The organism is Vibrio sp. S12_S33 (assembly GCF_963889785.1).
Lineage (GTDB): Bacteria > Pseudomonadota > Gammaproteobacteria > Enterobacterales > Vibrionaceae > Vibrio > Vibrio aestuarianus.
The window spans coordinates 116,074-128,857 of the sequence record NZ_CAWPQZ010000001.1; the positions used below are offsets into that span (position 1 = coordinate 116,074).

Genomic DNA, 12,784 nt, shown 5'->3' on the forward strand with positions numbered 1-12,784 from the left:
TCAACCTTACTTGTTGATAACCTTTTTGCCACGGTAGTAACCGTCAGCAGTCACGTTGTGACGTAGGTGAGTCTCACCTGATGTTGCATCTACAGAAAGTGAAGCTGTAGTTAGTGCATCATGTGAACGACGCATGCCACGACGTGCGCGTGATTTTTTGCTCTTTTGTACGGCCATTGACCCTACTCCTTTGTCTTAACTTACAACGAATTATCGTTTTAAGTTTTTTAAAACATCAAATGGATTCGGTTTCTCTTCCACAATATCTTCCGGAAGTTCACCAAATACCAAATTATTTGAGTTAACGCTACAATCCGCGTCATCGTGCATTGCTACTTGAGGCAAGTTAATGATGAACTCATCTTCAACTAACTGTACAAGGTCGACTTCACCGTACTCATTCAGATCTACCAAATCGTACTCTTCCGGTGCGTCTTCATCAGTTTTACTACCTAAATAAGGAGTATAAATGAATTCAACTTCGCACTCATGTGCGAAAACCTCATTACAGCGTTGACACTCTAAATCAACTTCGATGTTAGCTTTACCAGAGATAACAACGAGTCGCTGTTCATCAAGCCCAAATGACAATGAAACTTGAGCGTCGCGTTTTACGCTTGCAACCGATTCTTCTAAACGCTTGAAAAGACTAGATTGGATGATGCCATCATAGTCGAGTCGTTTCTGAGCAGCTTTAGCCGGATCAACCGAGCGCGGTATCTTTACCTTTTGCATAGGGCGCGAATATATCTTCCAAATCTATTTTAGTCAAAGAAAAAGACAAAAAAGTTAGCTTTTTTATCCTTTCCACAGCGAGAATTATGTATAGCAACCGTTGTTGATATATGCTGCTACAAAACTCCCAGCAATTCTAAATCAAAATGCAAAATTACCAACTAGTTTTAGCGTCAACATCCCCTTTTCGGCAGCAATTACTTAAAAAGCTCGGTTTGCCATTTGTCACCGCTTCTCCTCAATGTGATGAAACAGCGCATCGGAGTGAATCTCCGCAAGCCTTAGTTACTCGATTAGCTGAAGAAAAAGCTCGCTCTTGCACAATAAACCAAGCCAGTTTAGTTATCGGTTCAGATCAAGTCTGCGTTATTAACGGCGAAATCGTAGGTAAGCCTCATACCAAAGAACAAGCCATCACCCAGCTTCTTAAACAAAGTGGTAAAGCAATAACCTTTTATACTGGGCTTGCTCTATACAATTCGTGTAGTAATACATGCTTGGTAGACATTGATACGTTTACTGTTCATTTTAGAAACCTTTCGCTGGAAATGGCAACAGCTTACGTTGAAAAAGAACAGCCCCTACAATGTGCTGGCAGCTTTATGAGTGAAGGTCTTGGCATTGCTTTATTTGAACGTTTAGAAGGTGATGACCCAAATACATTAGTCGGATTACCACTCATAAAACTGGTCAAATTACTTGAGTCGCAAGGTGTGAATATATTGTAAGCGCGCTGTTTTTAGCAAAAAATCCGTGTTCACTCAATTGCCGAGTCAACACGGGTATTTTTAAGCATTTCGCAGTTTAGCTAAGACTTGTTCTAACTGATTATCTAATGGGGCGCTAATATCCATTTGCTCTTCAGTTGCAGGATGGATAAAACGAATATTGGCCGCGTGTAAAAACAGCCTATCTAGACCTACTTGTCCTGTATAAGCGTCAAATCGACGATCACCATAACGATCATCCCACGCAATTGGATGCCCAGTATATTGAGTGTGGACACGAATTTGATGTGTTCGGCCAGTAATTGGGCTCGCCTGTAGCAAGGTTGCTTGCTCAAATTGCTCTAGGATTTTAAAGCGAGTCTCAGATGGCTTACCATTTGGATTAACGCGCACGATACTATTTACTTCATTTTTTAGTAACGGTGCATTGACCACTTTACAGCTACACTTCCATTGCCCCATCACCAATGCGAAATAGTATTTTTGAACTGTTTTTTCTCGAAATTGAGCTTGAAGATGGCGTAAAGCCGAACGCTTTTTCGCTACCAATAAAATACCAGACGTGTCTCGGTCAATACGATGCACCAACTCTAAGAAACGAGCCTCAGGACGCAGCGCACGCAGCGCTTCTATTGCGCCAAATTTCAAGCCACTACCACCATGTACTGCCGTGCCAGACGGTTTATTGAGGATCAACACATGGTCATCTTCAAAAATAATGCAACGCTCTAACTCAGCCACTTTATTCAGTTTAGTATTAGGAGCTGTGGTTTCGTTGGCTGACTGCTCAATATTGACCGGTGGAATACGCACCACATCGCCAGCACACAGTTTATACTCTGCTTTGATCCGTTTTTTGTTTACACGCACCTCTCCTTTACGCAGGATGCGATAAATCATACTTTTAGGAATTGTTTTTAATTGGTTGCGCAAGAAGTTATCAATGCGCTGACCAGCCATATCTTCATCTATGTCGATGAGTTGGACTTGGGTTCTAATTTCGCTCATAGTGGTATTGTAACACTGTGAATCGCGTAAATTCATATTTTCTTAGCAAGAGAAATATATTTTCATCGCTTCTTTACCCTTAAATTGATGATAATTGCACCAATCAAAATGTGACTGTGGATAAAATTAATAATTACTCCGTAATATTTCCCACTTAAAGTAGATAAAACTCTTTTAAAACAGAGAACTAACAATATCACTTTTACGCCTATTTCCTTTTTTTTGACCTGTTCATAACAAAGCAGATTGCTGTGTTTACCTGTCACTGCTATAGTTCACAGCTGCAATGGATGAATTGGTGATTTTTTATTCTTTACCGTTCATTTTAGAGCAAAATAGTGAGTAGACAGCTAAGCGTCAGTGTGCTGCATATGGCGTAAGACACTATTGAGCGAAGCTATCTTGTTGCTCTACTCATCGTCATTTCATGTTGAGTAATTTCCGCCATATATGCGGATCGCAGGCAATCGTGTGCGTGTGATAACTGAAGTGCCCTAGAGCATCCCCTCCAGCCGGGAGGCTGCACCTTTAAGTCATGGGATCTGGCACCGTGAAAACGAACCGAAGCAACAAGATCAATAATCAAAACTAAAGAAAGATAACGAGATTTTTAAATGAAAAGAATGTTAATTAACGCCACTCAAAAAGAAGAGTTGCGTGTTGCGTTGGTAGATGGCCAGCGACTTTTTGATCTAGACATCGAGAGTCCAGGACATGAATCCAAAAAAGCGAATATTTATAAAGGACGTATCACCCGTGTTGAACCAAGTTTAGAAGCTGCTTTTGTAGATTACGGCGCTGAACGTCACGGCTTCCTTCCCCTCAAAGAGATTGCTCGCGAATACTTCCCCGAAGGTTATACCTATCAAGGCCGCCCAAGCATTAAAGAAGTGCTTAGAGAAGGTCAAGAAGTCATTGTTCAAGTAGAAAAAGAAGAGCGAGGCAGCAAAGGCGCTGCATTAACGACTTTTGTTTCTCTTGCTGGCAGTTACTTAGTTCTGATGCCGAATAACCCTCGTGCTGGCGGTATTTCACGTCGTATCGAAGGCGACGAGCGTACCGAACTAAAAGCAGCACTAAGTACTCTTGAATTACCTCAAGGTATGGGTTTAATTGTTCGTACGGCAGGCGTAGGCAAAAGCGCAGAAGAACTTGAGTGGGATCTAAACGTCCTGCTTAACCACTGGAGTGCAATTAAACAAGCCTCAGAACTACATCCTGCACCATTACTTATCCACCAGGAAAGTAACGTTATTGTACGTGCCATTCGCGACTATTTACGCCGCGACATCGGCGAAATCCTCATTGATAGCAATACTATTTATGAACGTGCTCTTGAGCATATTCAGTTAGTGCGCCCAGACTTTGTCAGCCGTGTTAAAAAATACGATGGTGAAGTGCCACTATTTAGTCATTACCAAATCGAAAGCCAAATTGAGTCGGCTTTCCAACGAGAAGTTCGCCTACCATCTGGTGGTTCGATCGTCATCGACCCGACTGAAGCACTGACCTCTATTGATATCAACTCCGCTCGCGCTACTAAAGGCGGAGATATCGAAGAAACGGCTCTCAATACCAACTTAGAAGCTGCAGACGAAATTGCTCGCCAATTGCGCCTACGTGATTTAGGTGGTCTAGTCGTTATTGACTTTATTGATATGACTCCAGTGCGCCATCAACGTGAAGTTGAAAACCGTTTACGCGATGCAGTTCGTCTTGATAGAGCTAGAGTTCAGATTGGTCGTATTTCTCGCTTTGGTCTGCTTGAAATGTCTCGCCAACGTCTAAGCCCATCTCTAGCAGAGGCAAGCCATCATATCTGTCCTCGTTGTTCTGGCACTGGTGTTGTTCGTGATAATGAATCTCTAGCGCTATCTGTACTACGTTTGATCGAAGAAGAAGCGTTAAAAGATAACACTGCGCAAGTTTTAGCGGTGGTACCAGTTCCTATCGCCTCTTACTTGCTGAATGAGAAACGCCGCTCTATCAGCCATATCGAACGCATCCAAGAAGTTAATATCACTATTGTTCCAAATTCTGATATGGAAACTCCTCATTTCGAGGTTATCCGTGTTCGTGAAGGTGAAGAGCAAGACATCCTGTCTTATATGGTACCTAAAAAGCTTGAAGCTCTAAAAGAAGCCGAAAGTAAAGAACCTTCAGAGGCAGATTTCAGACCAAAACGTATTGAAGAGCCAGCTCTGAAAGGCTTTGCTGCACCAGCTCAAGCGCAAGCAGCCCCTGCTCCAGCGCCAAAAGCGGCTCAACCTGTTGTAAAAGAAAACGTGGTTGAAGAAAGTGCTAAACCTGGTTTATTCAGTCGTATATTTAAAGCTATCGGCAGCCTATTCTCTGCACCTGTTGAAGAAAAGAGCACAGAAAAAGAGCAAGAAAAACCAGAAAACAAACGTAGCCAACAACCACGTCAGCGTCGTGACCGCAACGACCAACGTCGCCGCAATAACCGCGATAATGCTAATCGTGACAAGAATAAGCGCAAGCCTGTTGCTGCTGAAAGCACTTCTGAAAAAGAAGTAACTCCGGCTGAACAGAGCAAACCGCAAACTCGTAAACCACGACAAGATCGTCGTAATAAGCGCGATGACCTAAAGACAGAAAAACTTGCAGAACAAGGTCAGCAACTTGCAGTAGAAGCACAACAAGCTGAACAAAAAGATGTTAAGACCGAAGAAAAAACGGCCAAAGTTAAAGAACGCCGTCAGCGCCGTAAACTGAATAAACAAGTTCGAGTGAAAGATCAAGCCGCTGCAAAAGAAGCAGTAGTAGCCATCGCTTCACAAGATACAGCGACTGTTGCTGAAGCCATCGAAACTGTAAAAGCCGAGTCAGTCAAAACCACTGAGCCAACAACGGTTGTGTCTGATGATGCAAATAACAAAGATGAGCAAAATCAGCGCCGTAATCGTCGTTCACCTCGTCACTTACGTGCAAGTGGTCAACGCCGTCGTCGCGGTCGTGACCGTCGCCCTAACCCATTCCGCCTTCGTAAAGGTGGAGTTGCATCACCAGAAATGGCAATGGGTAAAGTGATGCCTCGTTATGACCTAGCTAAAGCTCCAACTCAAGCACCTCGCCAAGAAGAGAAAGTTGAAGCTCCGGTTGTTGAGGCCGTAGCAACAGTTGTAACAGATACTACCACTAAGGTCATCGGTGGCTTCGCATGTCCAGAAATGGCAATGGGCAAAGTGATTATTCGCAGCGCCGCAGAACCAAAAGCTGAAACGCCAGTACAAGCACCTGTTGAGGTTGTTGTTGAAACACCACAACCAGTGGAAGTGGCTGAAATAGCGACGGTAAAAGAAGTTAAAACTCCAGAACCGGTTGAAAAACCAGTGGCAACTTCAAACATTTCACTACCTAAAATCATTAAAGCTCATGCTTGTGCACCGATGGCAAAAGCGCCAGGTTCAAACGAACTAAAAGAGATTGAAGTGGTTTCGGCTCCATTGCGTTCAGAACGCTATGAAGCTCGTGGTGCAGGCAGTCAAGTTGCCCGCAGCCAAGCAGGTTCAGCAATGAGTAAACCTCAAAGCATTTAGCATTAGCTATACCATCGAAAGGGCTGCTTTATTGCAGCCCTTTTTACTTATCTCGAGGAAACCATTTACCACAAATATGATTCAATACTTGCTTCATTATTGAACTTAATCACAGTTTTCTGTAGCATTCCCCGCTTCGAGCCGACGACGTTTCTCTACTCCATTGCTCTTTTTTAATACATTTTGCTTGGATTACATTTAAGAGTGGACGGTTGGACTACATTCATTATTCGCAAACACTGAGTACTCATGTTCGAATTTCCAAAATTTTCTAAGCACTCTGTAAAAAATGATGTGCTTTCTGGTTTAACCGTTGCCCTTGCTCTGGTTCCAGAAGCTGTAGCTTTTGCCTTTGTTGCTGGTGTTGACCCAATGGTTGGACTATATGCCGCCTTTATTGTTGGTCTGATCACTTCTATTTTTGGCGGCCGCCCTGGTATGATTTCTGGCGCAACTGGCGCTATGGCCGTGGTAATGGTAAGCCTAGTTGCAACCCATGGTGTCCAATATCTTTTTGCGGCAATCTTATTTGCAGGGCTGCTGCAAATTACCGCTGGTATCTTCAAGTTAGGTAAGTTTATTCGCATGGTGCCTCACCCTGTGATGATTGGTTTCGTCAATGGCTTGGCAATTGTGATCTTCTTAGCTCAACTTGGTCAATTTAAAGCGCCAGATTTATCAGGAGCACTTAGTTGGCTGCCAAGCGATCAAATGTTCCTAATGCTGGGGCTGGTTGCTCTAACCATGGCGATTATTCATTTCTTACCTAAACTAACAACAGCCGTCCCTTCTTCGTTAGTGGCTATTGTGACCATCACGCTATTGGTCCAAGGTCTGAGTTTAGATACTCGAACTGTGGTGGATTTCTTACGCACAATGTCTGGAAATGAAGCAGCAACGCTTGCTGGTACCTTACCAACATTCGCAATTCCAAGCGTACCGTTCACTTGGGAAACGCTACAAATCATTCTTCCTTATTCAATTATTTTAGCCGCGATCGGTTTAATTGAATCCTTGCTTACACTTACAGTATTGGATGAAATGACAAACACTCGCGGCCAATCAAACCGTGAATGTGTCGGTCAAGGTTTAGCTAATATCACTTGTTCAATGTTTGGCGCAATGGGTGGTTGTGCGATGATCGGTCAATCGATGATCAACGTAAACTCGGGCGGTCGCGGACGCCTATCTGGTATAGTTGCAGCCGTGATGCTGTTGTGCTTTATTTTATTCGCTTCAGCACTGATTGAAATGATCCCGCTGGCTGCACTGGTTGGTGTGATGTTTATGGTCGTGATTGGAACCTTCGAATGGGCAACGTTTAAACTTGCTCGCCGCGTACCGAAGCAGGACTTCTTTGTCATTGTATTGGTAACGGTAGTAACGGTACTCACTGATTTAGCCATCGCTGTGGCAGTCGGTGTGGTTACATCAGCACTCATGTTTGCATGGGAACACGCAAAACATATTTACGCCAGTAGCCAAATCAATGCTGAAGGCTCTAAGGTTTATCATATTAATGGACCTATCTTCTTTGGCTCTGCAGCAAACTTCCTTGAGTTATTTGATGCACAAAACGACCCACAGGATGTCATCGTTGATTTCGCACGCTCACGAGTAGCGGACCATTCAGCAATTGAAGCCATTGAAACGATCGCCGAAAGATATACTGCGCTTGGAAAAACGCTGCATTTACGACATTTAAGCCAAGACTGTCGTGCTCTGTTACATAAAGCAGGTAGCTTGGTTGAAATTAATGTAAAAGAAGATCCTAGCTACAAAGTTGCCACCGATGTTTTAGCTGGCTAACTTGCACATCTTCTCTTAAGAATAAGGCTTCCGATGGAAGCCTTATTACCTTTCACTTGTTGCATATCCCAGCGTCCCATAGCATGATGCTATGGACTAAGCTAAAAAGTTAATAGTAAATTTGCTTAACCCATCTTCCATATTTTCTAAGCTGCCTGTGCGGCAGTGAACTGTAGTTAACCTGAGATCGGTTTAAGCCATCGCCATCAATCCTGATTTTTCAGTGGTTGTTATGTTCAACGATGGCTTTTCTGGTTTTAGGCAGTACGTAATTAACCCACCAAGTAAGTTCAACATGAATCCATGCAGACTCCTGTGTCTAGAATGCTCTATCTGAGAAATATTCTTTAGTTGGTCGTTGATGGTTTCAATGATGAACCGCTTAGATAACATCGAGCGAGGTTTATCTTATGCAGAACTCCTAACTAAGTATGGATTAACTCGTTTTACTTTTTGCCGACTAAGCAAAATAAAAGCTCTCGCAGCTTATTCCATTTTATAATTGCATCATGCATACCTCTTAAGGTTGGGTTCTGATAATTTACTTAAACCCAAGTCATCAAAAATGAGTAACACACAAGGAACAATAATGGATGCCAGTAGGGTTGCTGATATCAAGCCAAAGGCGATACTGGCAATCAGTGGGATCAGGAACTGCGCCTGAGTACTGCTCTCGGTTAACAAAGGTAACAGCCCGGCAAAGGTGGTTAGCGAGGTGATAAAGATAGCTCGGAATCGGTCATGAACGGCCTCACGGCAAGCCTCCATCAAGCTGACGCCTTTGGCTATGTTCTCTTTAATAAAGGTTACTAGCAGAATATTGTCGTTCACGACAATACCGGCAAGCGTTGCAAAGCCAACCAGACTCGGAATCGTCAAATCGATTCCCATTCCCAAGTGCCCCCAAACGACACCTATCCACCCCATGGGAATGGCGAGTAATACCGCAATCGGTTGAGTATAGCTTTGGAATAAAAAGGTCAGGATCAAATAAATACCGATGACACCCATAGCAAAAAAGGTTTGCAGGGATGAGCCGGTATCGGCGCTTTCTTTGTTTTGTCCCTGAGAAACAAAGCTAACATCTGGGAAACTCTTTTTAGCATTGGGGACAAACGTCGTGTAGAACTGCTGCATTATTTCTCTGGAGTTGGCGATTTGGGTGTTGATATTGCCTTGAACTGTTACCGTATTAATACCGTTGATTCGGTTAATTCTAGAGAATGTTTGCTGTTCTTCAAAATCAGCCACGACAGACAACGGAACAAGTCTACCGTTGGAAGCCGTCACCATGAGGTCCTTTAGCTCGTGCAAACTCGCTTGGTGAGTAAACTCGTCAAGACGGACAGTAATATCAATAATCTCACCGCTCTGGAAAACAGTCAGATCCGTACTGCCTTTTACCGCGCTGCGAAGTGTCTGGGCTAGCTGTGCTGAGTTAACGCCCATAACACCCGCTTCGTCTTTAAGTTTTACGTGAATTTCAGATCTACCGTAACGCAGATCACTGGAAAGGTTAAAGACGCCATCAAAGCCTTTCAGCCACTTGATAAGAGAGCGGCTTACCTTATCTAGTTCTTCAAGAGAGTTACCCTGAACACGAATATCAATACCATTGCCTGCAAGCCCCCGTTCTTTATCGGTAAACTTAAGTGAAACGACGTCTGCAGTGGGGCCTGTCTTCTCCTTCCAGCTTTGCACCAGATATTTGATGCTCTCTTGACGCAGCTGCGCCGGAAGTAAATCCGCACTGACTGTCGCCATATGAGGCCCAGATTCGTTGGCATCAATATTGGTGTTGTACATAATGGTTTTGCTTTTCACCAGTGGCTCTGAATCGGGAAATTTTTCCGAATATTCCTGATTTATTTTATCCAGAGCTTTGGATATTTTTGCAACCACGTCCTCTGTTTGAGAAAGCAGGCTTCCTTGAGGCAGAAGAACACGCGCCTGAAGCGTGTCACTTTCCAGTGATGGCATCGCTTTAAATTTAAGAAGCCCTGCGGAGAAGGTTGCAGTTGAGAGCAGTACGACCATAGTCAGAATGCCCAGTGTCAGGTAAGGCGCATTCATTGCTTTAACAAACAGAGGAACAAAGAACTTGTCTCTTACTCTTTCAAAACTTCCGATAAACTTTTCTCGCACAGGATTTGATCCTGATTCCAAATGGCTGTGCGCAAGGTGCGCCGGAAGAATCAAAAAAGCTTCAATCAGGCTTACTAGCAGAGTAATTAGCAAAACAATCGGAATATAACGCAGCACCTCTCCCATATTTCCGCTCAGGAACATTAGTGGGCCAATGACCATCAAGGTTGTGGCAAATGAGGCGATAACACCGGGAAGTACCTGTGTGGTGCCTTTAATTGCTGCTTCAACTGGCGATATACCCGCCTGCCTTTTGGCTGCGATATTTTCTGCAATGATCAGAGAGTCATCCATTAACAGGCCGATAGCAACAATGAGGCCAACCATGGTCATCATATTCAAGGTATAGCCCAGCATATACATGGCAAAGATTGCACCTAGGAATGAGACAGGAAGCCCCAGCGCTACCCAGAAGCTAAAGCGAAGATTAAAGAAGGCCCAGAGCATCAGAAATGCCAGTGCCAGCCCCTGAACACCGTTGCTGGTTAAGATTCTCAGCCTATCTTCAATATTAACGCTGACATCCTGAGTAATGGTAAATTCCACACCTTGTGGCGCTCTCATCTGCTCTTTTTCGACGAGATTAATAATCGCCTCTTTTACCCTCAGAGAATCCTGGGAATAGGTTTTGGAGATTTGCAGTAGGGCCGCTCGCTGGCCTTGAAAGATAATTTGATCCTCTTCATTGGCGAACTTCTGTTCAATTTCTGCAATATCACCCAGTGTAACCTGAGTACCAAGCTCGCTGGATTTCACTATGATTTTTTTAAAGTCGTCGACTTCGCTACCCAGTTGATTAAAACGTACACTGAGTTCTTCAAGATCGTTAGTAAACACGCCTGCAGGGGTGCTTATACTTTGTTGCTGAACAAGGTTGGACAGGTCAGAAATACTGAGTCCGTATTGCTTAAGCTTCCATTGAGAAACACGAATTTCTATCTCTTGTTCGGAGAAGCCGCCAACGGAAACCTGCGCGATTAATGGATGTGATTTTATCCTGCGTTTAACATCCTGAGCATAAAGGTAGAGATCGTTTGTAGACATATTTCCAGTTATAGCGACGCTTGCTACCGTTGCGATCCTGTCTAGTTTCGTTACGGTTATCTGCTCAACCCTGTCGGGAAAATCACTGATGGAGTTTACTTGTTGCTGAATATCTGAGGTGAGTGCATCGATATTTTCGCCGTCATCAATTTCAGCATTGCCGATAGCCATGTTCTCTCTGGCATCGCAGGTTAACTCTTTGATTCCGTTTAGCTTATCTACAGCCTCTTCTAGCGGGGTACAAATTTCTTCGACTACTTCAGAAGGGGAAGCGCCCGGATAACTGACTCGAATTTCGATCTCTTTAGTTTGGGTTATCGGGAAGGTGTCTTTTTGCAGCTTCGGTAGTGCAAAAGCACCGAGCAAAAGTATCGCAACCATCAGCACATTGGCACCGGTCGCGTGACGGGCGAAGAATGAAATCATAATTTGACCTCACTCTTTGGTTTATCTAATTTAAATCCGGTTTCTTTATCCAACCACTGGTTGATATTTTTATCGGGTTGCGGTTTAAGCAACATTCCCTCTACTGCTGGTGAAAGCTTGCTTAATACAACAATATCGTCCTTCTGAATGCCAGATTTGATAACAGCAACTTGACCTTGCACAAAATCAACCTTTACCGGCTGAATTTTCAGTTTACCGTCCTGAACCAAATAGATTTTATCGTTATGGATAGCGGTCAGGGGAAGTAGGGTCTGCTTGCTCATCACTGGTGCTTTCAAGGTCACTTTTACAAAGGTGTCTCTAATGAGAGGTGGACGTTGGCCCGGAGACGCCTGCTTGAGCGGATTGTCAATTTGCACCACGATGCTCTGGCTTTGTGTCTGTGCATCAATATGCCCACCCGAACGACTGACGTTCGCATCCCATGAGATAAGGTGCTCTCCAACATTCAGCTCGACAATTGCCTCAAGGCCTGTGTAGTCGTTACTGTTTGCTTTACTCAGCACTTCCGATCTTCTCAAAGGGCGCATTTTACCAAGCGGGAACTGAGCATTGATCTCAACCGCATCGATACCATCGGCTTTTAGCATGATCTCGCCTTTGTTAACGTATTCTGCCAGACCAACCATTTTATCTGTAACTCTTACATCGAAAGGTGCTTTAATGATGGTGCGCTCAAGATCGCGTTTGGCTAAAGCCAGTTCTGTCAGCAGTACCTTTTGTGTCGCTTTATTAATTGCAAGGTTATTTTTTTGTGTCTGGAACTGCTGTTGACTGTTGAGAAGATCTTTGGTGGCTTTATCTTTGTCTGTTTTGGATATATGCCCGGATTTACTCAGGCGAACCGTACGCTCATATTCTGATTTCTGCACTTGATACTCTTGCTCAGAAATATTCAGCGTTTCCAGAATCGTTTGGTCGGTGAGTTTTGCGACTTCAAGTTCAGCCTCTAGACGGGCGATAGAGAGTTGATAAGAAGAGGGATCCAGTCTGAGAATTTCATTGCCTTGTTTGATTATGTTGCCATCGTGAAAGTTATCATTTATCCAGACTACCGCACCTTCCAATTCCGCTTGTGCTTCCCAATCTCTTGCGGGTTGGGTGTGACCATAACCAATAGCAGAGGGTTGGATGTCTCGTGGCGCAACTTTAAGTACCCTCACCACTTTTTCCCCTTTATTATCAATTATCTTTGGTGGCTCGGCTTTCATTGCTGGTGCAGATACGAGTATTGCAACACCAATAAGAACGGGAGGGATAAATAAAAATCTTTGCGTCCATTTAAATCTTTTCATGCAATACCCTGTA

At 43.8% G+C, this 12,784-nt stretch carries 8 protein-coding genes and 1 pseudogene; 3 read left to right on the top strand and 6 right to left on the bottom strand.

The annotated features are described in order from the left end of the window. Positions 1–6: 6 nt before the first annotated feature. Together rpmF and yceD are read right to left on the bottom strand one after the other, a co-directional pair. Complete coding sequence (gene rpmF / locus AACW06_RS00470) at positions 7–177, bottom strand: 50S ribosomal protein L32 (RefSeq protein ID WP_053311763.1); 171 nt, start codon at positions 175–177, stop codon at positions 7–9. Positions 178–210: 33 nt separating this feature from the next. Beyond that, the gene (yceD, locus tag AACW06_RS00475) at positions 211–735 is read right to left on the bottom strand and encodes a 23S rRNA accumulation protein YceD (protein WP_168786617.1); all 525 of its coding nucleotides are present in this window, start codon (positions 733–735) and stop codon (positions 211–213) included. A 146-nt stretch (positions 736–881) separates the two neighbouring features. Here yceD and AACW06_RS00480 point away from each other — a divergent pair, with 146 nt between their 5' ends. Next, a complete protein-coding gene (locus tag AACW06_RS00480) occupies positions 882–1,463 on the top strand; it encodes a Maf family protein (protein WP_192073551.1) in 582 nt (193 codons plus the stop codon). A 60-nt stretch (positions 1,464–1,523) separates the two neighbouring features. On the opposite strand, the gene rluC is transcribed toward AACW06_RS00480, so the two are convergent. Beyond that, positions 1,524–2,471 (bottom strand): 23S rRNA pseudouridine(955/2504/2580) synthase RluC, encoded by a 948-nt coding sequence (rluC, locus tag AACW06_RS00485; protein WP_192073552.1) that lies wholly within the window; start codon positions 2,469–2,471, stop codon positions 1,524–1,526. 614 nt (positions 2,472–3,085) lie between these two features. On the opposite strand from rluC, the gene rne reads away from it, so the two are divergent. After that, positions 3,086–6,031 (top strand): ribonuclease E, encoded by a 2,946-nt coding sequence (rne, locus tag AACW06_RS00490; protein WP_192073553.1) that lies wholly within the window; start codon positions 3,086–3,088, stop codon positions 6,029–6,031. 249 nt (positions 6,032–6,280) lie between these two features. After that, the gene (locus AACW06_RS00495) at positions 6,281–7,840 is read left to right on the top strand and encodes a SulP family inorganic anion transporter (RefSeq protein ID WP_192073554.1); all 1,560 of its coding nucleotides are present in this window, start codon (positions 6,281–6,283) and stop codon (positions 7,838–7,840) included. A 192-nt stretch (positions 7,841–8,032) separates the two neighbouring features. On the opposite strand, the pseudogene AACW06_RS00500 reads toward AACW06_RS00495, so the two are convergent. The 3 genes and pseudogenes from AACW06_RS00500 to AACW06_RS00510 form a co-directional block, all read right to left on the bottom strand. Next, a pseudogene (locus AACW06_RS00500) lies at positions 8,033–8,239 on the bottom strand (transposase); the annotation flags it as partial. 108 nt (positions 8,240–8,347) lie between these two features. Next, the gene (locus tag AACW06_RS00505; RefSeq protein WP_192073555.1) at positions 8,348–11,455 is read right to left on the bottom strand and encodes an efflux RND transporter permease subunit; all 3,108 of its coding nucleotides are present in this window, start codon (positions 11,453–11,455) and stop codon (positions 8,348–8,350) included. Next, the gene (locus AACW06_RS00510) at positions 11,452–12,771 is read right to left on the bottom strand and encodes an efflux RND transporter periplasmic adaptor subunit (RefSeq protein WP_192073556.1); all 1,320 of its coding nucleotides are present in this window, start codon (positions 12,769–12,771) and stop codon (positions 11,452–11,454) included. The genes AACW06_RS00505 and AACW06_RS00510 overlap by 4 nt, the downstream gene beginning before the upstream one ends. Between the last annotated feature and the right edge of the window lie 13 nt (positions 12,772–12,784).

Bases quoted from the DNA above. Each gene is read 5' to 3' on its own strand.
- AACW06_RS00480 (WP_192073551.1), top strand. From the start codon at position 882: ATGCAAAATTACCAACTAGTTTTAGCGTCAACATCCCCTTTTCGGCAG.
- rpmF (WP_053311763.1), bottom strand. From the start codon at position 177: ATGGCCGTACAAAAGAGCAAAAAATCACGCGCACGTCGTGGCATGCGT.
- rne (WP_192073553.1), top strand. From the start codon at position 3,086: ATGAAAAGAATGTTAATTAACGCCACTCAAAAAGAAGAGTTGCGTGTT.
- AACW06_RS00510 (WP_192073556.1), bottom strand. From the start codon at position 12,771: ATGAAAAGATTTAAATGGACGCAAAGATTTTTATTTATCCCTCCCGTT.
- rluC (WP_192073552.1), bottom strand. From the start codon at position 2,471: ATGAGCGAAATTAGAACCCAAGTCCAACTCATCGACATAGATGAAGAT.
- AACW06_RS00505 (WP_192073555.1), bottom strand. From the start codon at position 11,455: ATGATTTCATTCTTCGCCCGTCACGCGACCGGTGCCAATGTGCTGATG.
- yceD (WP_168786617.1), bottom strand. From the start codon at position 735: ATGCAAAAGGTAAAGATACCGCGCTCGGTTGATCCGGCTAAAGCTGCT.
- AACW06_RS00495 (WP_192073554.1), top strand. From the start codon at position 6,281: ATGTTCGAATTTCCAAAATTTTCTAAGCACTCTGTAAAAAATGATGTG.